General features: G+C 63.2%; 23 protein-coding genes. 13 read left to right on the top strand and 10 right to left on the bottom strand.

Annotation, left to right across the window (positions count from 1 at the left end; translation table 11 throughout):
* Positions 1 to 39: 39 nt before the first annotated feature.
* The 3 genes from X741_RS142425 to X741_RS142435 all read right to left on the bottom strand — a co-directional run bounded on the left by X741_RS142425 (position 40) and on the right by X741_RS142435 (position 3,891).
* Positions 40 to 1,167 (bottom strand): sugar ABC transporter substrate-binding protein, encoded by a 1,128-nt coding sequence (locus X741_RS142425; RefSeq protein WP_023768262.1) that lies wholly within the window; start codon positions 1,165 to 1,167, stop codon positions 40 to 42.
* A 302-nt stretch (positions 1,168 to 1,469) separates the two neighbouring features.
* A complete protein-coding gene (locus X741_RS142430) occupies positions 1,470 to 2,504 on the bottom strand; it encodes a LacI family DNA-binding transcriptional regulator (protein ID WP_031250407.1) in 1,035 nt (344 codons plus the stop codon).
* 157 nt (positions 2,505 to 2,661) lie between these two features.
* The gene (locus X741_RS142435) at positions 2,662 to 3,891 is read right to left on the bottom strand and encodes an MFS transporter (protein ID WP_023779840.1); all 1,230 of its coding nucleotides are present in this window, start codon (positions 3,889 to 3,891) and stop codon (positions 2,662 to 2,664) included.
* Positions 3,892 to 4,071: 180 nt separating this feature from the next.
* On the opposite strand from X741_RS142435, the gene X741_RS142440 reads away from it, so the two are divergent.
* Positions 4,072 to 4,362, top strand: a complete 291-nt coding sequence (locus tag X741_RS142440) for a DUF3175 domain-containing protein (protein WP_023779839.1) — start codon at positions 4,072 to 4,074, stop codon at positions 4,360 to 4,362.
* 150 nt (positions 4,363 to 4,512) lie between these two features.
* Here X741_RS142440 and X741_RS142445 read toward each other — a convergent pair whose 3' ends face one another.
* Complete coding sequence (locus X741_RS142445; protein WP_023779838.1) at positions 4,513 to 5,289, bottom strand: FadR/GntR family transcriptional regulator; 777 nt, start codon at positions 5,287 to 5,289, stop codon at positions 4,513 to 4,515.
* Positions 5,290 to 5,438: 149 nt separating this feature from the next.
* Positions 5,439 to 6,335 carry an NAD(P)-dependent oxidoreductase gene (locus X741_RS142450; RefSeq protein WP_023779837.1) on the bottom strand — a complete coding sequence of 299 codons (897 nt, stop codon included), beginning with the start codon at positions 6,333 to 6,335 and terminating at the stop codon, positions 5,439 to 5,441.
* A gap of 119 nt (positions 6,336 to 6,454) precedes the next feature.
* Between X741_RS142450 and X741_RS142455 the strand changes: the two genes are divergently transcribed.
* Positions 6,455 to 7,393, top strand: coding sequence for an NAD(P)-dependent oxidoreductase (locus X741_RS142455; RefSeq protein ID WP_023779836.1), 939 nt, complete (start codon positions 6,455 to 6,457; stop codon positions 7,391 to 7,393).
* Positions 7,394 to 7,451: 58 nt separating this feature from the next.
* On the opposite strand, the gene X741_RS1000000167675 is transcribed toward X741_RS142455, so the two are convergent.
* Complete coding sequence (locus X741_RS1000000167675; protein ID WP_023779835.1) at positions 7,452 to 8,348, bottom strand: FadR/GntR family transcriptional regulator; 897 nt, start codon at positions 8,346 to 8,348, stop codon at positions 7,452 to 7,454.
* Positions 8,349 to 8,526: 178 nt separating this feature from the next.
* The gene (locus tag X741_RS142460; protein ID WP_023779834.1) at positions 8,527 to 9,516 is read right to left on the bottom strand and encodes a sugar-binding protein; all 990 of its coding nucleotides are present in this window, start codon (positions 9,514 to 9,516) and stop codon (positions 8,527 to 8,529) included.
* Positions 9,517 to 9,974: 458 nt separating this feature from the next.
* Between X741_RS142460 and X741_RS142465 the strand changes: the two genes are divergently transcribed.
* From X741_RS142465 to X741_RS142515, 11 genes are all read left to right on the top strand, one after another.
* Positions 9,975 to 10,718, top strand: coding sequence for an ATP-binding cassette domain-containing protein (locus X741_RS142465; protein WP_013894565.1), 744 nt, complete (start codon positions 9,975 to 9,977; stop codon positions 10,716 to 10,718).
* Between the two features lie 55 nt (positions 10,719 to 10,773).
* The gene (locus tag X741_RS142470) at positions 10,774 to 11,772 is read left to right on the top strand and encodes an ABC transporter permease (protein ID WP_023779833.1); all 999 of its coding nucleotides are present in this window, start codon (positions 10,774 to 10,776) and stop codon (positions 11,770 to 11,772) included.
* Between the two features lie 246 nt (positions 11,773 to 12,018).
* Positions 12,019 to 12,846, top strand: a complete 828-nt coding sequence (locus tag X741_RS142475; RefSeq protein WP_023779832.1) for an AraC family transcriptional regulator — start codon at positions 12,019 to 12,021, stop codon at positions 12,844 to 12,846.
* A 114-nt stretch (positions 12,847 to 12,960) separates the two neighbouring features.
* Positions 12,961 to 13,404, top strand: a complete 444-nt coding sequence (locus X741_RS142480; RefSeq protein WP_023779831.1) for an SRPBCC family protein — start codon at positions 12,961 to 12,963, stop codon at positions 13,402 to 13,404.
* Positions 13,405 to 13,415: 11 nt separating this feature from the next.
* Positions 13,416 to 14,210 carry an FAD binding domain-containing protein gene (locus tag X741_RS142485; RefSeq protein ID WP_023779830.1) on the top strand — a complete coding sequence of 265 codons (795 nt, stop codon included), beginning with the start codon at positions 13,416 to 13,418 and terminating at the stop codon, positions 14,208 to 14,210.
* A 59-nt stretch (positions 14,211 to 14,269) separates the two neighbouring features.
* Positions 14,270 to 14,788: a (2Fe-2S)-binding protein gene (locus X741_RS142490; RefSeq protein ID WP_023779829.1), complete on the top strand. Its 519-nt coding sequence runs from the start codon at positions 14,270 to 14,272 to the stop codon at positions 14,786 to 14,788.
* Between the two features lie 89 nt (positions 14,789 to 14,877).
* The gene (locus X741_RS1000000171580; protein WP_023779828.1) at positions 14,878 to 16,245 is read left to right on the top strand and encodes a xanthine dehydrogenase family protein molybdopterin-binding subunit; all 1,368 of its coding nucleotides are present in this window, start codon (positions 14,878 to 14,880) and stop codon (positions 16,243 to 16,245) included.
* 1 nt (position 16,246) lies between these two features.
* On the top strand, positions 16,247 to 17,251 hold the full coding sequence (locus X741_RS1000000171575; protein WP_023779827.1) for a molybdopterin cofactor-binding domain-containing protein: 1,005 nt from the start codon (positions 16,247 to 16,249) through the stop codon (positions 17,249 to 17,251).
* A gap of 8 nt (positions 17,252 to 17,259) precedes the next feature.
* Positions 17,260 to 18,141, top strand: a complete 882-nt coding sequence (locus X741_RS142505; RefSeq protein WP_023779826.1) for a MoxR family ATPase — start codon at positions 17,260 to 17,262, stop codon at positions 18,139 to 18,141.
* 199 nt (positions 18,142 to 18,340) lie between these two features.
* Positions 18,341 to 19,477 (top strand): VWA domain-containing protein, encoded by a 1,137-nt coding sequence (locus X741_RS142510; protein WP_023779825.1) that lies wholly within the window; start codon positions 18,341 to 18,343, stop codon positions 19,475 to 19,477.
* Positions 19,477 to 20,364 carry an amidohydrolase gene (locus tag X741_RS142515; RefSeq protein WP_023779824.1) on the top strand — a complete coding sequence of 296 codons (888 nt, stop codon included), beginning with the start codon at positions 19,477 to 19,479 and terminating at the stop codon, positions 20,362 to 20,364. The genes X741_RS142510 and X741_RS142515 overlap by 1 nt, the downstream gene beginning before the upstream one ends.
* Positions 20,365 to 20,378: 14 nt before the next feature.
* On the opposite strand, the gene X741_RS142520 is transcribed toward X741_RS142515, so the two are convergent.
* The 3 genes from X741_RS142520 to X741_RS0135730 form a co-directional block, all read right to left on the bottom strand.
* Positions 20,379 to 20,786 (bottom strand): carboxymuconolactone decarboxylase family protein, encoded by a 408-nt coding sequence (locus tag X741_RS142520; RefSeq protein WP_023779823.1) that lies wholly within the window; start codon positions 20,784 to 20,786, stop codon positions 20,379 to 20,381.
* A gap of 373 nt (positions 20,787 to 21,159) precedes the next feature.
* Positions 21,160 to 22,656 carry a sugar ABC transporter ATP-binding protein gene (locus X741_RS142525; protein ID WP_023779822.1) on the bottom strand — a complete coding sequence of 499 codons (1,497 nt, stop codon included), beginning with the start codon at positions 22,654 to 22,656 and terminating at the stop codon, positions 21,160 to 21,162.
* A complete protein-coding gene (locus X741_RS0135730) occupies positions 22,656 to 22,958 on the bottom strand; it encodes a hypothetical protein (protein ID WP_031250404.1) in 303 nt (100 codons plus the stop codon). Before X741_RS0135730 ends, X741_RS142525 begins: the two co-directional genes overlap by 1 nt.
* Positions 22,959 to 23,031: the final 73 nt, after the last annotated feature.

The following is a 23,031-nucleotide window of genomic DNA, read 5'->3' as shown; positions in this document are numbered from 1 at the left end:
GGTGCCGCGGGATTTCTCCCGCGGCACCGGCCGGTCGGATTATTTGTTTTCCTTGGTCTGGCCCATGATCTCCTGGGCCGTGAAATTGATGCCGCAGGTCGGGAAGGAATTGCCGACGAAGAAATTATCGGACTGGTCGGGGAAGAAGTCCTGGCCTGCCTTGAAGTTGGGATCTTCGACGATTGCCAACGGCAGCTTGACCGACTGCGGCACGACATTGCCTTCGAGGGCCGCTATCGCGGTCTTGATGGCGACCGCCACCTGGGCAGGACCAGTGCCGGCCGATGAGCATTTGAGGCCATCCGCCGCATGCGCCGAGCAGAATTTGCGGAAGCCATTCTCCGTTTCGCCGCCAAACGGAACAAATGGATGCTTGGCGTCCATCATCGCCTGCACGATTCCGGTATCGCCGCCTTGCCCGGTGATGCCGTCGAAAGGTCCATTGGTGGCGATCGCGTCGGCCGTCGCTTTCTGGGCCACGCCATCGTCCCACTTGCCGACCACCTCGGTGACGGCCCATTTCTTGCCGGAACCGTCGAGGACCTCATGGATGCCGGCATGACGGTCGGTGTCGACCGAGGTGCCGGCAACGCCACGCACTTCGAGCACCTTGCCGCCGTTCGGCACGTGCGAGACCAGCCACTTGCCCCACAATGCGCCAAGGCCCTTCTGGTCGACATTGACGTTGATGGCATCCTTGGTGTCGAGAATGTTGTCGAAGGCGACCAGCACCACGCCGGCTTCCTTGGCACGCTTGATGACCGGTCCGAATGCGGTCGGATTCTGCGCATTGACGACGATCGCATCAAAGCCGGAATCGATGAAGTTGTTGATCGCGGAGATCTGCGCCGGAACGTCCTCGCCGGTCGAGACGACCTTGAACTCCTTCAGCTTCTTGGCGACATCCGCCTGTGCGGCATAGGCCTTGGCGGTCTGCACCATCTGGATGCGCCAGGTGTTGGCGATATAGCCGTTGGCGAGCGCAATGCGGTATGGACCGTCCTTCTTGGGGAATTTGAAGAATTGGGTATCGGCAGCCCAGGGCGCAAAACAGTCCGGCTCGGCGGCCGGTCCCTTGACGACCTCAGGCCCCGCGGCCATCGCAGCCGAGCTCAACATGACGAATGCAGTGGCGGCAACGATGCCACCAACGAGTGACTTGATCATCGATATTCCTCCCATTTGCAGTTCTGATTTATCTTTTGGCTGCAGTACAATCGACGCGCTTGCTCAAGCACCTCCTGCCTTGGCCCGCCGCTGTTTCAGGCGGTCGACGCCGACCTGATCCTCTCCCTTGTCGCTCCCTCAAGCGGCTACGAAAACTATCATATTATCCATAATAAACAAGAAACATTCTGTCGCTTATGGATAATAAACAGAGTTGTTCCTCTTGCGAGTTTTCGCGAGCGCGGGATGGTAGCGCTACCAAGAAAGCCTGTAAAGTCTCATTTGAGCGGACTCTAAGATACTCAGCGGGCAGTGCTCTCGCGGCGCTCGAGCTCGAAGCCGAGATCGACGACCCGCTGCTGCGGCCTGTCGCCGCCGATCGCAGCCAGCGCCATGGCGACAGCACGCCGGCCGATTTCATAGCGATGGGTGCGGATGCTGGTGACCGAGGGAAACGCTACCTGCATCATGTCGAGGTCGTTGAAGCCGACGATGCCGATGGTCTTTGGAACGTCGATCGCTGCGCGGTGGCATTCGAACAGCACGCCGAGCGCGATGTCGTCATTGTTGCAGAACACACCGTCGAGCGTCGGAACCTTGGCGAGGGCGTCCCGGAACAGTTCACGGCCAAGCGACACGCTGGACGGCACCGGCGTGGTGGTGACCAGGCGCGGATCGAACAGGCCAGCTTTTTCCATGGCGATCCGGTAGCCGGCAAGGCGGCGCTGCGAGCGCGGATCCATGCGGGCGCCGATGAAGCCGACACGGCGATACCCCATCTCGATCAGGTGCTCGGTCGCCGTTCTGCCGCCGTCGAGATGCGAAAACCCGACCATCATGTCGACGGGATCGGGGCCGGTCTCCATCACCTGCACCACCGGGCAACCGGCATTCTCCAGCAGTCGTCGTGAACTCGGCGTCTGGTCGATGCCGGCCACGATCAGCGCCGCCGGCCGCTGCGAGCCGAACAGTTGCAAGAGCCGCTCCTCCTCCAGTCCGGAATAGTGCGTGTTGCCGAGTTGGATGCGGAACGGACTGTCGGACAGGCTGTCATAGATGCCCCGCACCACCTCGGCGAAGACGTTGTTGGTGAGCGAAGGCACCAGCACGCCGAACACCTCGGCGCGCGCCGAGGCCAGCGCCCGCGCATTAGGGTCGGGCACATAGCCGAGTTCATCGACCACTGCCTGGATCTGGCGACGCAAATCCTGGCTGACGCGCTCCGGCTCGCGCAGCGCGCGCGACACGGTGATGGCGCCGACGCCGGCCTTGCGCGCGACATCGGATATGGTCGGGCGGCCGCCGCCCCGGCGCGAGCGCGGCTTGATCAAGGCCATGGCCCATGCGCATGTCCGCCGAAGCGGACCCGCAATACGATCATCTGAGTTGTCGACATGTCACCGGCCCGTTGCCGCACCCTTCGGCCTTTGGCGTCGCGCAGTGCCTGTCCGTTGTCAAGCCGAGGCACTCAGCAGCCGCACCGCGCCCTTTATCTCAGGCCGCAACAGTGGCCCTGTGCCTCGCCTTCCATATGAACAGGCCTATGGCCAGTATGTTCAGCAAATTCCAGGCGATGCCGTTGAGGAAGGCGGCGGCGTAGGAACCAGTCAGGTCGTAGATCCAGCCCGACATCCATCCGCCGATCGCCATGCCGAAAATCGTCGCCATCATGACGATGCCGATACGCTGGCCGGCCTCCTTGGCAGGCAAATATTCGCGCACGATGATCGCGTAGCACGGCACGATGCCGCCCTGCGACAGGCCAAACACCAGCGACACGACATAGAGCGAGGCGAGCCCGTCGAACGGGATGTAGAACAGCAACGACAGGCATTGCAGCACCGAACCGATCAGCAAGGTTTTCGCGCCGCCGATGCGGTCGGCAATAAAGCCGGACGCCAGTCGGCTGACGACTCCCGCCGCCATCATGATCGACAGCATGTCGGCGCCATGCGCCACCCCGTAGCCGAGATCCATGCAATAAGCCACGATATGCACTTGCGGCATCGACATCGCAACGCAGCAGCCGAGACCGGCGACGACCAGCAGCGCCTGCAACGCCGCAGGCGACATTGGCATCGGCTGCACCGGGCGGCTTCCCGGCGAGCCGGCGGCCGCAGCCTCCGGAGCGCCGCGCCGCAGCATCAACACGAGCGGCACCATGGTAACCAGGCAAAAGATGCCGATGGCGGCATAGGTGAAGCGCCAGCCTTCCGCTTTCATCACTGTCGGCATGATGGTCGGCCAGATCGCGCCGGCAAGGTAGTTGCCTGCCGCCGCGGCTGTCACCGCGACGCCGCGCCGGCGGTTGAACCAGTGCGAGATGTCGGCGATCAGCGGCCCGAAGATCACCGAGGTGCCGACACCGATCAGTACCCCCTGGGCAAGGGTGAATTGCAGGATCGAGGTCGACAGCGCAGCCAGCAGGAGGCCTGCGGATAGCGCCACGGAAGAGATCAGCGCCGGGATCCAGTAGCCAATGCGATCGATGGCGCGGCCGACCAGCACATTGCCGGCGGCGAAACCCACCATGGTTGCGGTGTAGGGCATCGATGCCGCGGCGCGATCGACGCCGAACTCGGCCTGCACGGCGGGCAGCACCACGACGACGGCCCACATGCCCACGGCGCCGATCGTGGCCAGCAGCATGGAAATGGCAAGCCGCATCCAGGCGTAGGAACTGTCGATGCCGGGGCTCGGTCCGCTCAAGTCTGTTCGGGTCAAAAGGCGTTTCCTGTCGGCGATCTCGAAAATCGGCTGCCGTTGGCCTCCACTATCGGCGCATTCTGGGCTCGCAGCAGCGCCACGACAGGCAAATCCGTGGCTCCAGAATGGACAAGAATGCGGGAACCGACGCCAATATGTGGAGTTTTCCGGTCAGCAACCCGCAAAGGAGTCCCAGCCATGACCGCTGCCAAGCAAAAATGGTCGGCCGAGGTGACCGAGCACAGCAACGCGATGGATCTCGAGGAGCACGTCTTCGAATCCAACGATGCCAAGAAGATCGCTGCCTCGCTCAAGCGATCGGCCGAACACAGCCACAGGCGCAAGGCCGAGCCGTTTCAGTCCGCCATGTCGATGCTGAATTTCTACATCAACCGGGCCGGCAAGAACCTGCCCGCCACGCGCAAAAAGGTGCTCGAGAACGCCAAGGACGAACTGCGGGTGGCCTTCGGCCGCGAGAAAGAAGGCTAGCGCCGGCCAGGGTGTGTTGAGATTCAGGTCAGGCCGCGCCGAGAATGGTGGTTTTCGAGAACCGGCGCGCAGCGTACGTTTGGTACGTGAGCGCCGGAAGCGCAGAAAACTGCCGTTCGCAGGCCGGCATCACCTGAATATCAACACACCCTAACGCGACTTGATCACGTGGTCGGTGTTGGCGAGCAATTTGCGCACTGCGTTGCGCGCTGCGTCCGGCCGTTGCAGGCGGATGTTCTTCTCGATCGCCTCATGCAGCTTTTGCGCGTGGTTGAGATCGTCGACGGCCCGCGTCGTATAGGTGAAGAGATGATCGAAGGCGGATTCGATCAGGACGCCGAGCGGAACCAGCAGATCGTTGCCCGAGGCGCGCAAGATGGCAAGATGGAAGTGCGTGTCGGCGCGCGTGCGCTCCTGCAGGCTCGTCGCCTCCCCCATCTCGCGGCAGGCCTGGCTGATCTCGGCCATCTGCTCGTCGGTTCGCCGCATCGCGGCAAAGGCGGTCGCTTCCGGCTCGATGATATGACGGAACTCCTGCACCGTCTTCAGGAACACCTCGCGGTCCGGCGACGTCGCGTACCAGGCGAGCACGTCTCGGTCGAGCAGGTTCCAGCGCTCCTTGGGCTCGACCCAGCTGCCGATCTTGGGGCGTGAGGCCAAAAGGCTCTTGGCCATCAGCATCTTGATCGCCTCGCGGACCGCCGAACGGCTGACGCTGAAGGTCTCCGACCATTTGGCTTCATTGGGCAGGATGGTGCCCGGCGGATAATCGCCACGCACGATCCGCAGACCAATCTCGCTGGCCAGTGATGTGTGCACGCTGGAGCCGGGAATGCGCGCCGCGTCGGACCGCCGAACACCGGCCGGGCGCTCAGCGGCTGTAGCCTTTTTCGGCGATCTTTCCTTGTTCGGCTTTGCGTCCCGCATGCACTTCAGAAAGGCCGGTTTGCGGAAGCTGTCAAGCACTGTCGGGCCGTTGGGCCGCAAAGCCCGCCGCTATGCACAGCCCAGCCCGTTCCGCTGCTCGATTGCGTATGTTGAGGTTCAGGCCGGCATCACCTGAACCTCGACCTGCCTCAGGCGGTTTTGACGTATTTGCGCCAGCTATGCTCCGGCCGGAAACCCAGCATGTCGCGCGCCTTGCGGTTCGATAGCAGCGTTTCGTATTCGCCGAGTTCCGCCTTGACCGGCACATCTGGATAGAACCGCTTCAAAAGCTCCGCCGTCGGCAGATCCGACGACGTGTCGTCATTGGCGGCGTTGAACACCTGGTAGCCGAGCCCATCCTTCTCGATGGCGCGCAGCGTAATCTGGCCGAGATCGCGCGCGTCGACATAGCTCCAGGCGATGCGCTTACGGAAGCCCGGATCGGCGAACCATTTCGGGAACAGCGAATACTCATGCGGCTCGATGACGTTGCCGATGCGCAAGGCGTAGATGTCGGTGCCATTGCGCTGTGCGAAGGCCCGCGCTGTCTTCTCGTTGACGATCTTGGACAGGGCGTAGCTGTCCATCGGATCGACATCATACTCCTCGTCGAGCGGGAAATATTTGGGGTCCCGCGGCTCGTTGGCGAAGACGAGTCCGTAGGTCGTCTCGCTGGATGCAACGATCACCTTGCGGATGCCAAGCTTCACCGCGGCCTCGATGACATTGTAGGTGCCCATCGCATTGATGCGGAACACCTCATTGTCGGGCGTGATCATGATGCGCGGGATGGCGGCGAAATGCACCACCGCATCCACCGGCTGCGGGCGCAGCGACGGGTCGAATTCGTGCAGGCCCATATAGCTCGACAGCGCGTTGAACACCTGCCCGCTGTCGGTGATGTCGGTGATCAGCGTGCGCACCTTGGGATTGTCGAGCGGCTTGGTGTCGATGTTGAGCACCTGGCAGCCCTGCTCGACAAGATACTGCACGACATGACGCCCAGCCTTGCCGCTGCCGCCGGTGAACATGATCCGCTTCTTCATTGTGGTCTCCATGACAGGCTCTGGAATTCCCGTGTATTGTCAGACAATATTGCTTTCTGCAACCGCGTAGGGCTAAAACGGCGGCTCTATTATCAATAATCTGGGATAGGACCGATAACATGAACACGACTGCCGCGCGCGAGACGATCGGCTTCATCGGCCTTGGGCTGATGGGACACGGGATCGCCAAGAACATCGTCGACAAGGGCTACCCCTTGACGTTCCTCGGTCGCAAGAACCGCAAACCGGCGGAAGATCTTCTGGGCCGTGGCGCCAAGGAAGCCTCGACCTCGCGCGATGTCGCCGCGGCATCGACGATCGTCTTCATCTGCGTCACCGGTTCGCGCGAAGTCGAGGCCATTATCCGCGGCCCGGGCGGCCTCAAGGAGGGGTTGAGAAAAGGCTCGGTCGTCGTCGATTGCTCGACCTCCGATCCGGTCTCGACCGTGGCGCTGGCGGCCGAACTCAAGGCGCTGGGCATCGATTATGTCGACGCACCGCTGAGCCGCACGCCGAAGGAAGCCTGGGAAGGCACGCTCGACGCCATGGTCGGCGCGCCCGACGTTCTCTTTGCCCGGGTGAAGCCGGTGATCGAAACCTGGGCCGGCCGCATCGTCCACATCGGCGACACCGGCGACGGCCACCGTATGAAACTGCTCAACAATTTCATCTCGCTGGGCTATGCCGCCATCTATTCCGAAGCGCTGGCCCTGGCGCAAAAGGTCGGCATCTCGCCGCCGCGTTTCGACAGCGTCATCCGCAACGGCCGCATGGATTGCGGCTTCTACCAGACCTTCATGCGCTGGACGCTGGAAGGCGATCGCGACGCGCACAAGTTCACCATAGCCAACGCCTTCAAGGATCTGACTTATCTTGAATCGATGGCGGGTGCCGCCGGCATTGCCAACCCGCTCGGCAACGCCACCAAGAACTCCTTCGCCGGCGCCCATGCCACAGGCCCGGCCGAGCAGTTCGTGCCGATGCTGGCCACCCATATCGGCAAGGTCAACGGCGTCGACCTGATGCCCATGAAGGACGGCAAGAAGCAGACGATTTGAGAGAACAGTTCTCCCAGGAAAGTGCGCCAAACAAGGATTGGAGCAGCTAGGCGGGGCCTTACCGCCGGCCCCTTCCGATCCCTTCATCGGTGTCGGCAAGCAGCTTGTGCACCGCATTGCGCGCCGCTCCCGGGCGCTGCAGGCGAATGCTTTTCTCGATCGCTTCGTGCAATTTCTGCGCTCGCGGCTGGTCGCCGACCTGCCGCGTGGTGAAGACGAAGAGATGGTCGAGCGCGGACTCGATCAGCACGCCGAGCGGCACCAGCAGGTCGTTGCCCGAGGCGCGCAGGATGGCGAGGTGGAAGCGTGTATCGGCGCGGATGCGTTCCGGCAGGTTCGCCGCCTCGCCCATCTCGCGGCAGGCCTGGCTGATCTCGGCCATCTGCTCGTCGCTGCGCCTTATGGCGGCAAAGGCGGATGCTTCCGGTTCGATGATGTGACGGAACTCCTGCACGGTGCGCAGGAACGCTTCGAGGTCGGGTGCGGTCGCGTACCAGGCAAGCACGTCACGGTCGAGCAGGTTCCAGCGCTCCTTCGGCTCGACCCAGCTGCCGATCTTGGGGCGTGAGGCCAAAAGGCTCTTGGCCATCAGCATCTTGATCGCCTCGCGGACCGCCNGCACGTCTCGGTCGAGCAGGTTCCAGCGCTCCTTGGGCTCGACCCAGCTGCCGATCTTGGGGCGTGAGGCCAAAAGGCTCTTGGCCATCAGCATCTTGATCGCCTCGCGCACCGCCGAGCGGCTGACGTTGAAGGTCTCGGCCCATTTGGCTTCGTTGGGCAGGATGCTGCCGGGCGGATAATCGCCGCGCACGATCCTGAGGCCGATCTCGCTGGCCAGCGAGGCATGGACGCTGGATCCCGAAAAGTGCGCGGCATCCACTCTGCGCGCCGCCGGATCGCGGTTGGCTTGCACCTTGGCCCGGCTGGCTTGTTTCTTTGCCTTTTCGTCCGGCATTCACGTTCCAATAGGTCGGCCGACTGTCGTCCGGACCGATCCGGATCTGCGCGCCGATCCCGTTGCCGAATTCAAACTCTGGACGCGTCAAAGCTGGAGCCAATTGCCCCGGCTACCGCGTCTTCCTGAAGGTTCGATGGAACGGGGCGCCCGTCGCCGGGCGCCCCGAAGTTGCAGCCTATTTCTGGATGCAGGTGTCGACCGTGTCCTTGGTGCATTCGTCGAGGCCGGTGAAGACCGGATCGTCGACCTTCTTGCCCTCGATGAGGTCGATCATCACCGATGGCGCCTTGTAGCCCATCTCGAACGGCCGCTGGCCGACCAGCGCGGTGACAAGGCCGTCCCTCGCGATCGCCACCTCGTCGCCGATCGTATCGGCGGCGCCGATGACGAAGTCGTTCTTGGCCAGCCGGTCCTTGAGCGGGCCGATCAGGTCGCGATAGGGCTGCGGCGCGCCGAACAGCGGCCAGCCGCCCATGATGCCGAACGCATCGAGCTTGGGGTTGGCGGCGAGGATGTCGGTCATCGCCTGAACACCCTTGGCGCCGTCGTCATTGGTGAACACCGGGCAGCCTGCGACTTCGGTCCAGCCACCTTCGCCGGCAAGCGCCGAGAGCCCTTCCTTGCCCGTCAGTGCGTCGCGCATGCCTTGCGCGCGGCGCAGGATGTTGTCGGCCGCCGGATTGCCCTCGATGGTGCAGATCGTGCCACCATTCGGCTTGGCCTTCTTGATGTATTCGCCGATCTTCTTGCCCATCAGGTAGTTGTCGGTACCGAGATAGGTCTTGCGAAGCGCGGCGTCGTCCTTGGAGAGGTCGGCGTCGACCGTCATGATCGGGATCGTCGGATTGGCGGACTTGATCGTCTGCGCGATCAGCGGCGCGTTGGACGGCGAGATCGCCATCGCGACCGTGTCGGCCTTGCTCAGCATGTCCTGGACGATCTGTGCTTCGCCGGCTTCGTCGGAAGTCGACGCCGGGCCGGTGTAGAAGCATTCATATTCCGAGCTGGCGTTTTCCTTGTTCCACTTCTCGCAGCCCTGGTGGATGGCCTCGAAGAACGGATTGTCGAGACCTTTCACCACGATGACGAGCTGCTTCTTGGCCAATGCCGGCCCGGCGCCCAACGCCATGGCGGCGACGGCGGCGAGCAAAAGTGTTTTCCTCATATCAGTCCTCCCTTGGAAACAGACGGACACGGCGTGCCCGCCACACAAACCAGCCCGGATGCAAGATGACGAAGGCGCGAGCGCTCGTGCCATCAAGCCAGGCCGATAAGCATTTTCAGATGCGACCGGGCCGGCATTCGCCGGCACGATCGATATAACCTCCAGGCGCTCCCGTCGCCAATGATGGCGTCAAGGGAACCAGCCTATCTTCCTCCGGCTCCCAGCTAATAACGGCGAGCGGCCAACGTCAATCGCAATTTGTCCTACAAAACTGATTTTTCAAAACATCACGAAGCTATTCGTCTGACAATTGGATTTTCTTGTGCATCCGACAATTGACGCCCGCGCGGCCATTCGCGTAAATGCCGGTCATCGCTGGTTCCGGGAGGATCTGGGAGCGCGACGTGAAGGCAGCACCCTAGCTTGGGTATGCGGCAAACATGGGAGGCAATAGGCTGGTGGCGGTTCTCGAACTCACCAATATCTCGAAGCATTTCGGCGCCATCCAGGCGGTCAACGACGTGTCGCTGTCGATCGAGCCCGGCCAGGTCGTCGGCCTGATGGGCGACAATGGCGCGGGCAAGTCGACATTGGTCAAGATGATCGCCGGCAATTTCCACGCGAGCCATGGCATCATGCGCATGGACGGCAAGGAATTGATCCTGAACAAGCCGGCGGAAGCCCGCCAGCACGGCATCGAGATCGTCCACCAGGACCTTGCGCTCTGCAACAATCTGACGGCCGCCGCCAATGTCTATCTCGGCCGCGAATTGCGGCGCGGCGTCGGCCCATTCCGCATCCTCGACTATGCCGCCATGTACAAGCGCGCCGGCCAGCTCTTCGCCGAATTGAAATCCGAGACCCGCCCGCGCGATCTCGTCAAGCAGATGTCGGGCGGCCAGCGCCAGGCGGTGGCGATTGCCCGCACCATGCTGTCGCAAGCCAAGATCGTGCTGATGGACGAACCGACGGCGGCGATCTCGGTCAGGCAGGTCGCCGAAGTGCTCAACCTGATCCGCCATCTGCGCGACCAGGGCATCGCGGTGGTGCTGATCAGCCACCGCATGCCCGACGTGTTCGACGTCGCCGACCGCGTCATCGTCATGCGGCGCGGACGCAAGGTCGCCGACAAAGCAATCGCATCGAGTTCGCCCGAGGAAGTCACCGGGCTCATCACTGGCGCCATCGAGCAGGTCTCGTAAGCGCGGCTAATTTCACCAGGCTGGCGCGTATCGCAGCCGGCAGGAAAGGTCGATAATGGCAGTCACCCTTGACCAGACGATCGCACAGAAGCAGCACAGTTTCCTGTCGCGGCTGTTCTCCACCCAGACCTTCTGGGTGGTGATCGCCGTCATCCTGGCCTGCATTTTCCTGTCGTTCGCAACCGACGCCTTCGCCACATCGAAGAACCTTTACAACATCACCCGCAACATCACCTTTGTCGCCATCATCGCGCTCGGCATGACCTTCGTCATCATCACCGGGGGCATCGACCTGTCGGTCGGCTCGGTGCTGTGCCTGTCGTCGATGGTGCTAGCCGTCACCATGCATGCCGGCTACTCGATCGAGGTCGGCATCCTGGCTTCGGTCGCCACCGCGCTCGCCATCGGCGCCTTCAACGGCATTTTGATCGCCTATCTCGGCTTCCCGCCCTTCGTGGTGACGCTCGGCATGCTATCGATTGCCCGCAGCCTGGCCATGGTCGCCTCCAACAACACCGTCGTCTTCCAGTTCGGGCCGGACCACGACAAGCTGCTGGCACTTGGCGGTGGCGCCTGGGTGTTCGGCATCGCCAATCCGGTGCTCTACATGATCCTTCTTGGACTGATCACCGGCTTCATCCTGCGCTGGACCAAGTTCGGCCGCCACATCTTCGCCATTGGCGGCAACGAGCATGCGGCAACTCTGACCGGCGTCCCGGTGAAGCAGATCAAGGTCGCCGTCTACATGATCTCGGCGCTTTCGGCAGGCATTGCCGGCATCATCCAGACCGGCTGGCTGGGCGCCGTCACCACCAATCTCGGCACCGGCATGGAGCTTCAGGTGATCGCCGCCACCGTCATTGGCGGCGCCAATCTGGCCGGCGGTGTCGGCACCGCCTTCGGCGCCATCGTCGGTGCGGCCCTCATCGAGGTGATCCGCAACAGCCTTGGCCTGCTCGGCATCAATGCCTTCTGGCAGGGCGTGTTCATCGGCGGCGCCATTCTGATGGCCGTGCTGTTCGACCGCATCCGCAATTTCAGACGCAGCGACTGAAACTCAAGCGCCCGTCCTTCTCCCAAAAGGGACCGCCCTTCTCCCACAAGGGAACCGTCCTTCTCCCACAAGTGAGAAGTGCGAAGCGTTATTCGTTCTGGTTCCTATCGTTCAGTCTGAAAATCGGCTGAAGCGGCCCGCCATGGCTATCGGCTAACAACCGATAGCTTGACGGAAGCGGACAACCGGCCGCACAATCCTGGATGCAGGCGAAGGGAGGCCAGTCGCCTGCGGGAGGATGTACCCATGACGGAAGCGATCAGGCTCTACTGGGGCCGGTTCGGACATGTTTCTGTCCTGAATGTCTCGAGCGACTTCGTCACCCATGCCCATGTCGAGGCCCATCTGATCATCTGGATCGAAGGCACCGCCGGCGAGATGACCATCGGCCGCGAGACCGTCCGGCTTGGACCATGCACCGCCGCCGGCATCAATTCCTTCCAGCCGCACAGCCATGTCCTGTCGCAGAACGGGACGCCCGGTCTGTTTCTCGCCTTCTACATCGATCCCGATTGGGCGCGTCGCCGCCGCGACCTGCCCTCTTCCGCGCCGCTGTTCTCGCAGGCGGCAATCACGCTGGAACCTTGGTTGCACCAGGCTGCCGCCAGCCTGCTCGACCATCTGACCGACAATGAAAGCATCGACGACGTCGCCAATTACGAGATCGAGCGCTTCATTGACAGTGTGCTCGATGCCGCCGACGCCTCGGCGCCGCAGGAGGCGCGCGCCCGCATCAGCACCATGCAGGATTTCCGCGTCCGCAAGGCGATCCAACTGATGAAGGCCAATGTCTGCGAGCGCATCTCCTTCGACGACGTGGCGCGCAGCGTCGGCCTGTCGCGGCCGCATTTCTTCGCTTTGTTCAAGGAACAGACCAATTTGACGCCCAATGTCTACTGGAACACGCTGCGCATGGAGGAAGCGGTGCGGCAGCTGCAGTGGTCGCAGGAGCCGCTGATTTCGGTCGCCTGCAACCTTGGCTTCACCACGCAGGGCAATTTCTCGCGCTTCTTCCGCGACCATGTCGGCGTGCCGCCGACGCTCTACCGCGAGGCCGCGCGCGCAACTGCCTGAGCCCCGACGCCTGTTTTTCAGACTCCTTGATACGCGCCCAAGACGCATTGATAAGCGCGCTTGAAATGGCCGCCCTACCCTTGCCCAGCTGTCGCATTCGCAAGGGAACATCATATGCCGAAAGTCACCATCTCCAGCGTCATCGACGCGCCGGTCGAAAAGGTCTGGGCGCGCATACGCGACTTCAACGGCCTGCCGGGCTGGCATCCGCGCATGGTCGAGAGCCATATCGAGGACGGCAAGGACGCCTCGACGATTGGCTGCGTGCGCAACTTCCAGCTCGCCAGCGGCGCGCGCCTGCGCGAAAAACTGCTCGATTTCTCCGATGACAATTTCCTCGTCAGTTATTCCATCCTGGAAACGCCGCAACCGCTGACCAACCACAAGGCAACGCTGCAGCTCAGGCGCGTCACCGACGGCGACCGCACCTATGCCGAATGGACAGCCAGCTTCGACGCCGCGCCCGAGGATGCCGACAAGCTGGCCGAGGGCATGGGCACCAATGTCTTCCAGGGCGGCTTCAACGCCCTGAAAAGCCATTTCGCCGGCCAGAACTGAAGGAGCGGGCCATGGCGCTGGCATTGCAGACTTTTGCAACGGTAAAGGCCGCGAACGCTGCGCTGATGGCGGCCGGCACCCGCTATCTCGGCGGCGGCACGCTGGTTATCCGCGCGGCCAATGAAGGCGACGTCTCGGTTTCCGGCCTTGTTAGGTCGACCGACCCGGCGCTGTCGGCCATTGCGGTCGCCGGCGGCAAGGTCCGCATCGGCGCTTCCGTGACCATGGCGGCGATCGCCCGCCATCCAGACCTCGCTCCCCTTGCCAAGGCCGCGCGCGCCGTCGGTGGTCCGGCGGTCCGCAACATGGCAACCGTCGGCGGCAATCTGTTCGCGCCTGCGCCCTATGGCGATTTCGCGGTTGCCTTGCTGGCGCTCGATGCCACGGTCGGCACCGATGATGGCGAATTGCCCATCGAAAGCTTCCTGGCCGGGCGGGACAACAGCCGCGTCATCGTCACCTCGGTCAGCTTTGCGCTTCCAGTTGCCGACAGCTTCCGCTTCCTGAAAGTGTCGCGGATCAAGCCCAAGGGCGTCTCCGTGCTCAGCATCGCCGGCGTTGTGGAGCTGACTCGCGACGGCACCGTCTCCTCGGCACGGATCGCGCTCGGTTGCATGGCCGATCGCCCGATGCGCGCCAGGGCGGCGGAAAAGGCGCTGCTCGGCCGAAGCCTGACCAAGGACGGCATCGCCCCGGCGCTGGCTGCCGCAAGCGAAGGCATCTCGCCGATCACCGATCCGATCGCCAGTGCCTGGTATCGCGCTGAAGTCCTGCCGGTCCATCTCGGCCGGCTATTGCTTGGTTAAACATCCGTCGGGGGGCGCGCGTCTGTCCGATTGCTCGGGCAGGCGCGCAAGGAGGAAACATGGCGAAAGTCCCGGTTCAATTCACGCTCAACGGCTCCGAAAAAGCCGAATTCATCGAAGGCGGCACGACGCTGCTCAACGCCCTGCGCGACAAGATCGGCGATACCTCGCCGAAGGGCGGCTGCCATCAGGGCACTTGCGGCGCCTGCACCGTCATCGTCGATGGTGAGCTGCGGCTCTCCTGCCTGACTCTGGCCGAGATCTGCGATGGCGCCGCCATCACCACCACGTCGGGCCTCGCCGAGGGCGGCGTGCTGCATCCGCTGCAGCGCGCGTTCCTCGACACATTCGCCACGCAATGCGGCTTCTGCACGCCAGGCATGATCATGGCCGCCAAGGTGCTGCTCGATCACACCCCCAATCCCAGCCGCGACGAGGTGATCGAGGCGCTGTCGGGCAACATCTGCCGCTGCACCGGCTACGAGCCGATCATCCAGGCGGTGCTTACCGCCGCGCGCCAATTCGCAGAACGCCGCCTAGAGCCGGATGATTTCAGGTCCAATCGACCTGAAACCTGAATCCACTTCTAAATCAAAAAGATAGAGCATGATGTCGTCCGAAAACCGCTTCACACTTTTCGGCATCGTGCTCTGAGGGGACCAAGAGCATGGAACTGCGCAAGAACTACTTCGCCGATGTCCGCAAGGACGACCTGCACGAGATCGGCCAGCCCAGGCCACGCTCGGATTCGCCCGGCCACGTCACCGGCAAGACCGCTTACTTCGCCGACCGTAATTTTCCCGGCATGTTGCACCTGAAGATGGTGCGCAGCCCGCACCACCATGCCCGCATCCGCTCGATCGACACTTCGGAGGCCGAAAAGCATCCGGGCGTGGTCAAGGTGCTGACCGCCAAGGACGTGCCCCACAACGTCTACACCATCCTGATCCTGATCCAGATCGGACCCGAGGACGAGACGGTGCTGGCCGACGGCAAGGTGCGCTGGAAGGGCGAGGCCGTGGTGGCGGTGCTGGCCGAGACCGAGCGCGCCGCGCAAGAGGCCGCCGCCAAGGTCAAGGTCGACTACGAGGTGCTGCCGGCCGTCTTCGACATGGAGGAAGCGCTGAAGCCCGGTGCACCCATCGTCAACGAATATCACGGCCAGAACTATTATCTCTACGACAGCGGCGAGTGCCGGAAGGTGCGTTTCGGCGATGTCGAGGCCGGCTTTGCCGGGGCCGACCACATACTGGAGCAGAGCTACCAGTCTTCGCCGATCGAGCACGCGCCGACCGAGACCACCGGCTGCGTGGTGGCGCCGGAGGGCAATGACCGCTTCACCTGCTACACCAACACCCAGGCAATGTTCTTCACCCTCGACAACACGTCGATCATCCTGCAGATGCCAGGCAGCAAGCTGCACTTCGTCGGCGGCACCGTCGGCGGCGGTTTTGGCGGCAAGGTCGATGTCATCGTCGAGCCGATCGCCATCCTCGGCGCGAAATTAACCGGTCGACCAGTCTGTTTTATCTACAGCCGCGAGGAGGAGATGCAGATCTCCTCGCCCCGCGCCGCCGAAAAGGTCGTCATCAAGGACGGCGTCATGAAGGATGGCCGTATCGTCGCGCGAAAAGTCACCGGTTACACCGATGCCGGCGCCTATTCGCGCCACTCCCCCTATGGCGCCCAGAAGGGCGCGGGCCACTATCCCGGCCCCTACACCATCCCCAACGTCTGGATCGACACTTACTGCGTCTACACCAACCGCACGCCGTCCTCGGCCATGCGCGGCTTCGGCGTCACCATCGGCGACTTCGCGCTGGAGGTGCAGATGGACAAGCTGGCGCGGCTGATCGGCATGGACCCGCTCGAATTCCGCTTCATCAACGCCTATCGCGACGGCGACATGAAGGCGCATCGCCAGCCGACCGAGGGGGCGGCCCTGATCGAATGCATGCAGGAGGCCTCGCGCGCCGCCAACTGGCCCGTGGCGGAGAAATACATGGCGATGTCCTCCTACTCGAAGGGAGCTTGAGATGGCGATCAGGCGCGGACGCGGCGTTGCCGCCATCAATTATCCCACCGGTATGAACCTTGGCGGCGACCCGACCCAGGCGCTGGTCCATTCGACACCAACCGGCAATTTCATGGTGACTTTGTCATCAGTCGATCTCGGCCAGGGCATGAAGCAGATCATGGCGCAGATCTGCGCCGAGACCATCGGCGTGCCGACGGACCGTGTCGTCGTCGACACCGCCGACACCGACACCGGCCCGCATTGCATGGGCACCTTCGCCTCACGCGGCACCCACCGCGCCGGCAATGCCGTCATCCAGGCCGCCAAGGAAGCCCGCCAGGTGATGCTGGAAGTGGCGGCGGAAGAGCTGGAAGTCAATGCGTCGGACCTCGAGACCGACGGCCAGGGCAACATACTGGTCAAGGGCGCGCCGCAGAAATCGATCTCGATCTTCGACGTCGCCCTGTCGGCGCATTTCAAGCGCGGCCGCTCGATATCAGGCCGCGGCATGTTCCTGATCCCGCGCTCCTATCCGGAGAAAGAGACCGGCGCGATGAAGCCATCGACTTGCTATGCGCATGCCTGCACGGTGGCGGAGGTCGAGGTCGACGACGAAACCGGCGAAGTGACCGTGCTGACGGTGAAGAACGTGTTCGAGATCGGCCGCGCGCTTAACCCCAAAATGGTCGAGCAGCAGCTCGTCGGCGGTTCATGGATGGGCATCAGCCACGCGCTCTACGAGACGACCGAGCCTTATTATCCCAACCGCGACCATGGCGGTACCGACTTCAACCAGTATCTGATGCCAGGCCCCGGCGACCTTGCCGAGACCGAGATCATCGTGCTGGAACGGCCCTCGGCCGACGGGCCTTACGGTGCCAAGGGGCCTGGCGAAATGTGCGCCAACCCGCAGATACCGGCGGTCGCCAATGCCGTTTTCGACGCCGTCGGCGTACGCATCGACACGCTGCCGATCACGCCGGAGCGCATCTTGCGCGCGCTCAAGGCGCAAGCGGCGAACTGAGGACCGAAATGAACGGGACAAGCGCCGAGTCTGTTGCGACCTCACCCGAGGCGGTGGCCGAGCATCTCGCCGTCTCGCGCTATCTGGCCGACGACAGCCTTGCGACCGCGATCTTCCTGGCGATCCGCCTGGGCAAGCCGCTGCTGCTCGAAGGCGCGCCGGGCGTCGGCAAGACGGAAGCGGCGAAAGCCATCGCCGAACTGCTCGGCCGCGATCTGGTGCGGCTGCAATGCTATGAAGGCATCGACGCCGCGCACGCGCTCTACGAGTGGAACTACCAGCGCCAGCTGCTCGCCATCCGCCATGCCGGGGAGCATGAGATCGACATCTACGACGATCGCTTCCTGATCGCGCGGCCGCTGCTGCAGGTGCTGAAGGCGCCGGAGCAACGTGTGCTGCTGGTCGACGAGATCGACCGTTCCGACCATGAGTTCGAAGCGCTGCTGCTGGAATTCCTCTCCGACTTCCAGGTCAGCATTCCCGAGCGCGGCACCATTCGCGCCGCCGCTCAGCCGATCGTCATCCTGACCTCGAACCGCACCCGCGAATTGGCCGAAGCGCTGCGCCGGCGCTGCGTCTACCATTGGATCGGCTATCCCGACGCCGAGCGCGAAGCCGCCATCATCATGCTGCGCGCCGGCAATGTCGCTGAAGGCACGGCGCGCGCCGTGGCGACCGCCGTGCAGACCATCCGTGCCCGGCCGCTGGCCAAGCCGCCGGGCATAGCCGAAGCGGTCGAATGGGCCAATGCCGCCACCATCCTCGAAAAAGGCGGCAGCCCATGGCCGGAAGCCTTCCGCCGCGCCATCGGCGTGCTGATCAAGGACGAGGAGGATCTGTCCTATATCGCACCGGAGCTCGGCCGCATCGTCGAGGAGGCGCTGGCGTGAGCCGGGACCTCATTCCGCAACGCTGGCGGGACAGCGCCCCCCTCTGTCCTGCCGGACATCTCCCCCTCCAGGGGGGAGATCAGCCGCCATCGCGGCTTTCGCCAATCTCCAGCATCGCAAAGCTGAGCGAAGTATCAAAGCTGCCAATCTCCCCCCTTGAGGGGGAGATGTCCGGCAGGACAGAGGGGGGCGACACAGAATGATGCGGGCAACAAGCCTGCCCCGCGCCGCCGTGCCCCTCTTCGGCTTCGCCCGCCTGCTGCGCCGCCACGGCTTCGCCATCGCACCCGAGCAAGTCTCCGGCTTCATGCAGGCGGTGACGCTGCTCGGCCCACGCTCGATGGCCGACATACGCGAGGCCGCCCTTGCCACGCTCGCGCCACCGCCGGACCGCCGTGACGAATTCGAGGCGCATTTCCAGAGCCATTTCTATGGCAACGCATCCGCCGTGGTCGAAGCCGACGCCGATGAGGAAACCCGAATCAAGGATGATGGCGGCGCCGACGACGAGCGGATCGAAGCCGAGCAGCGACAGGAGGGCGGCGAGCTGTCTTCGGTGCTCGAGCGATTGAGCATGCGCGATTTCCAACGCGACGACGACAGGCTGGCCGCCTTTCGCCGAAGACTGTCGGCCGCCCTGCCCGCCCGCCGCTCCTTCCGCACCGTGCGCACCCATTGGCGCGGCAAGCTCGATTTGCGCCGCTCGCTCAGGGAAATCGTCAGTGCCGATGGCGATGTCCCCTCGCCGCTGCTGCGCCGGCGGCAGACCGTACCACGCAAGCTGCTGCTGCTGATCGATGTCTCCGGCTCGATGAAGCTTCACACAGCGGACTATCTCAAGCTGGCACACGCCGCCGTGCAGGGCGCTGACCGCGCCGAAATCTTCACCTTCGGCACAAGGCTGACCCGCATCACAACGCCGCTGCGCATCCGCGACCGCGACCAGGCGCTGGCCCGTGCGGCAGCCCAGGTCGACGACTGGGACGGTGGCACCCGCATGGGGCCGACGCTGCTCGCCTTCCTCTCGGTGCCGCGCTTCTCATCCTTCGCGCGCGGTGCCGCGATCGTTATCCTGTCCGACGCGCTGGAGCGCGGCGACCATGCCGAACTGGAAACAGCCATGCGCCGGCTGCGCGCCCGCGCCTTCCGGCTGTCGCTCGCCACACCTTTGGCCGGTGACCCGCGCTTCCGGCCGGAGACGGCGGCGCTCCGCGCCATCCTGCCGGTCCTCGACGATCTGGTCGACGGCTCCTCGCTCGACGGCCTCACCGATTTCATCCTGTCGCTTGCCCGCCCCGCCCCGGCGGCCAAGACCATCTGGAAAAGGGTATCGTGATGCAGAAAGCCATCGACGCGCATTTCCACATCTGGCGCCAGCAGGATCAGCCCTGGCTGGTCGGCCCAATGGTGCCGCGCATCTTCGGCCACTACGAGCCGATCCGTCGCGACTATCCGATCACCGAGTTTTTGGAGGACCAGAAGGGTTCGGGCGTCGAAAAGGCCGTCTATGTCCAGACCAACTGGGCCAAGGAAGATTTCGAGAAGGAAGTCGCCTTCCTGCAGAAGACATCGGACGAGACCGGCTGGCCACATGCCATTGTTGGCTATGCCGACATGACGGTGGACGATGTACGCCACCAGATCGACCGCCTGGTGAAATATAAGCTGCTGAGCGGCGTGCGCATGCAACTCCACTGGCACGAGACCCCGGCTTTCCGCTTTGCCTCTTCCCCCGACCAGGTCATCGACCCCAAGGTACGCGCCAACGTGGCGCGGCTCAAGGACTACGGCCTGTCCTTCGACCTGCAGCTTTTTCCCGCCCAGATGAAGGATGGGCTGACATTGGTCGGCGAGAATCCGCAAACCAATTTCATCCTCACCCATGCTGGCATGCTGACCGGCATGGATCCGGAGACGACGGAGGCCTGGAAAGCCGGCCTGCGCACGTTGTCGGCGGCGCCCAATTTCTACGCCAAGCTGTCCGGCCTCGGCACTTTCGTCCACCGCAACGATCCGGCCCTGATCACCTATATCGTCGACAATGCAATCGAAATCCTGGGCGCCGACCACCTGATGTTCGGCTCGAATTTCCCGATCGAGAAACTGTGGACCAGCCACGCCGAGCTGATCAAGGCGCACCGCGATGCGGTGGCCAGGCATGGTCCGGCAGCGGAGGCGGATATCTTCTGGAATACGGCGGAGAAGGTGTACCGGCCGGTGTAGAGCGGGTCTTCCCCTCACTTCACCTCGAACTGCGGATCGACCGGAATCTGCATCGCCGTCACCAGATGGTTGGTCTGGCCGGCGAGCCCGATGATCGACACCAGTTCGCCATGCTGAGCGTCGGTCATGCCCTTGGCCCGTGCCGCCGCGGTGTGCGAGTGGACGCAGTAGGAACAGCCATTGGCGGTCGAGACGGCGATGTAGATCATCTCCTTGGTCAGCGGATCGATGGCGCTGTCCGCCACCATCACCACTTTCAGCTGCTCCCAGATCCGCTTCAGCGCTGGGGGATCATTGGCCAGCCCGCGCCAGAAATTGTTGACGAAATCCGATTTCCGTATCGCGCGGATGTCGTCGAACACGGCCTTCACATCAGGGATTTTTTCGACCTCGGCATCGCTCAGGAGTTTAGTGGTGGCCATGGCATTTTCCTTTCGTGTGATTTGAATCAGGTCATGAGCAAAGATGGCTAGTCGGCTCTTCTGATTCAGTTTTCGTGCGTATCGAAACACGATCTTGATGATTGGCCGAAGCTTTTCACCTTCGTCATCCTAAGGCGAAGCAGGAGCGAAGCTCCGTCGCGGAGACCCGAGGATCCATTCCGTGACGTTTATCGAAGTGTGCAGCGGAGCAGAATTCCGCACCGTGGCAGCGCTTCCGAGTCCCGGCATGGATCCTCGGGTCTGCGCTGCGTCGCTACGCTCCTTGCTCCGCCCGGGGATGACGAAATGACGGATGCCTCGGCTAATTTCCGGTGTTCGATCCAACGGTGCGATCATCCGCCTGGCCCGCCACCTAGTGCACCGCCGCATACATGATCTTCTCCTCCGTCGCCTCCGCCGGGGAAAACTCCTCGACGATGCGGCCTTGCCGGCACACGAGAATCCGATCCGACAGGTTCATGATCTCCGGCAGGTAGGACGAGATGACGACCACGGCGAGGCCCTCGTCGGCCAGCCGGTTGATGATTTGGTGGATCTCGGCGATGGCTCCGACATCGACGCCGCGCGTCGGCTCGTCGAAAATGACGATGCGCGGCTGCTGCACCAGCCCCTTGCCGATCACCACCTTCTGCTGGTTGCCGCCGGAGAGCTCGACCACGCGCGCATTGTCGTTGATCGTCTTGATGTTCAGCGTCTTCGTCCATTCGGCCGAAAGCTGCCGCATTTCCTGCTGGTTGATCACCCATGCCTTTTCGCGACCTGCCGCCAGCAGGCCGCCAAACAGGTTCTCGGCGATGCCCATGGTCTCGAAAATGCCCTCGCTCTTGCGGTCCTCGGTGACGTAGACGATGCCGTCGGCCACCGCTTCGCTCGGCACGAGATAGCGCACCGGCCTGTCGTCCAGTTCGATAGCGCCGCCGCGCAGGAAATCGCGCTTGTAGATGCCGGAGACGATCTTGAACGTCTCCGTGCGGCCGGAGCCGATCAGCCCGAACACGCCGGTTATCTGGCCCTCGAAGATCGAGAAGGAATTGTTGCGCACGACATTGCTCATCGAGATGTCCTGCACCGAGAGCACCTTCTTGCCGGCTTTGCGCAGCTTGGTCTCGTCGCGCTGACGATAGATCTGTCCCGACAAGGTGCGGCCGACCATGGCGGCGACAATTCTGTCGCGGTCGAAGGCGGATGTGTCGTCGGTGATGACCAGTTCGCCGTCGCGCAGGATGGTGATGCGGTCGGCAATGGCAAGCGCCTCCTCCAGCGCATGGCTGATGAAGACGATCGACACGCCACTCGCCTTCAGCCGCCGGATCAGCGCGAAGAAGTGGCGCTTTTCCTCCGGCGTCAGGGTCGCCGTCGGCTCGTCGAAGATGATGATCTCGGCATTGTGGTGCACCGCGCGCGCGATCTCGACCATCTGCCGCTTGGCGGCACCCAGCGTCGCCACCATGGCGTTCGGATCGACCGGAAAATTCAGCGACTGCAGGAATTGCTGTGCTGAAATATACGTGCCGCGCAGCCGGTTGAGGAATTTTTCAGTACCGAGATAGAGGTTCTGCGCCACTGTCATCGACGGCACCAGGCTGGTCTCCTGGAACACCATGGCAATGCCGGCTTCAAGTGCGGCATGCGGCGACGCGTAGGCGATCTCCTGCCCCTTGTGGAACATCTTGCCCGAAGTGGCATCGACGACGCCGGCGATGATCTTGGTCAGTGTCGATTTGCCGGCGCCGTTCTCGCCAAGCAGCGCGTGGATCTCGCCCTTGCGCAGTTCGAAGCTGACTTGTCTGACCGCCGGCACGCCGCGATAATTCTTGGTGACGTTCTCCAGGCGAACGATCGGTTCCATCAGAAACCTCCCGCGTCGACGGAAAGGATGCAGTCGCCACCCCTGGAGGCGATAAGCAACTCGCCCCCCTTTTCCGCCACGCTGCAGATGCCGTGGCGTGTGCCATTGGCGCGGCTGTGCAGACTGAACTGCGGCTGCATCCTCTGGTCGAGCCTGACCACCAGCCCATAGGAGCGGCTCGGCGACCACGGCTTGTGGATGCCCATGGTGCGGATGCCGCCGCATTGCAGCGGCTCGAGGAAGCTGCGGCTGGAGGCCAGCGCCGGCGCGATCCAGTATGCCGGCGGCACTTGGTCGATCATGTCCTGCCGTTAGTGCGTTTCCTGCAGCACGAACTCGATCAGCCGGTTGCGTGGCGCAAACAGTGTCAGCCAT

Source organism: Mesorhizobium sp. LNHC221B00 (genome assembly GCF_000502935.1).
In the GTDB taxonomy this organism is placed as follows: Bacteria; Pseudomonadota; Alphaproteobacteria; order Rhizobiales; family Rhizobiaceae; genus Mesorhizobium; species Mesorhizobium opportunistum.
This window is presented reverse-complemented; position numbering and strand designations above follow the sequence as displayed.

Bases quoted from the DNA above. Each gene is read 5' to 3' on its own strand.
- X741_RS142425 (WP_023768262.1), bottom strand. From the start codon at position 1,167: ATGATCAAGTCACTCGTTGGTGGCATCGTTGCCGCCACTGCATTCGTC.
- X741_RS142430 (WP_031250407.1), bottom strand. From the start codon at position 2,504: ATGGCCTTGATCAAGCCGCGCTCGCGCCGGGGCGGCGGCCGCCCGACC.
- X741_RS142440 (WP_023779839.1), top strand. From the start codon at position 4,072: ATGACCGCTGCCAAGCAAAAATGGTCGGCCGAGGTGACCGAGCACAGC.
- X741_RS142445 (WP_023779838.1), bottom strand. From the start codon at position 5,289: ATGCGGGACGCAAAGCCGAACAAGGAAAGATCGCCGAAAAAGGCTACA.
- X741_RS142450 (WP_023779837.1), bottom strand. From the start codon at position 6,335: ATGAAGAAGCGGATCATGTTCACCGGCGGCAGCGGCAAGGCTGGGCGT.
- X741_RS142455 (WP_023779836.1), top strand. From the start codon at position 6,455: ATGAACACGACTGCCGCGCGCGAGACGATCGGCTTCATCGGCCTTGGG.
- X741_RS142460 (WP_023779834.1), bottom strand. From the start codon at position 9,516: ATGAGGAAAACACTTTTGCTCGCCGCCGTCGCCGCCATGGCGTTGGGC.
- X741_RS142470 (WP_023779833.1), top strand. From the start codon at position 10,774: ATGGCAGTCACCCTTGACCAGACGATCGCACAGAAGCAGCACAGTTTC.
- X741_RS142475 (WP_023779832.1), top strand. From the start codon at position 12,019: ATGACGGAAGCGATCAGGCTCTACTGGGGCCGGTTCGGACATGTTTCT.
- X741_RS142480 (WP_023779831.1), top strand. From the start codon at position 12,961: ATGCCGAAAGTCACCATCTCCAGCGTCATCGACGCGCCGGTCGAAAAG.
- X741_RS142485 (WP_023779830.1), top strand. From the start codon at position 13,416: ATGGCGCTGGCATTGCAGACTTTTGCAACGGTAAAGGCCGCGAACGCT.
- X741_RS142490 (WP_023779829.1), top strand. From the start codon at position 14,270: ATGGCGAAAGTCCCGGTTCAATTCACGCTCAACGGCTCCGAAAAAGCC.
- X741_RS1000000171580 (WP_023779828.1), top strand. From the start codon at position 14,878: ATGGAACTGCGCAAGAACTACTTCGCCGATGTCCGCAAGGACGACCTG.
- X741_RS1000000171575 (WP_023779827.1), top strand. From the start codon at position 16,247: ATGGCGATCAGGCGCGGACGCGGCGTTGCCGCCATCAATTATCCCACC.
- X741_RS142505 (WP_023779826.1), top strand. From the start codon at position 17,260: ATGAACGGGACAAGCGCCGAGTCTGTTGCGACCTCACCCGAGGCGGTG.
- X741_RS142510 (WP_023779825.1), top strand. From the start codon at position 18,341: ATGATGCGGGCAACAAGCCTGCCCCGCGCCGCCGTGCCCCTCTTCGGC.
- X741_RS142515 (WP_023779824.1), top strand. From the start codon at position 19,477: ATGCAGAAAGCCATCGACGCGCATTTCCACATCTGGCGCCAGCAGGAT.
- X741_RS142520 (WP_023779823.1), bottom strand. From the start codon at position 20,786: ATGGCCACCACTAAACTCCTGAGCGATGCCGAGGTCGAAAAAATCCCT.
- X741_RS142525 (WP_023779822.1), bottom strand. From the start codon at position 22,656: ATGGAACCGATCGTTCGCCTGGAGAACGTCACCAAGAATTATCGCGGC.
- X741_RS0135730 (WP_031250404.1), bottom strand. From the start codon at position 22,958: ATGATCGACCAAGTGCCGCCGGCATACTGGATCGCGCCGGCGCTGGCC.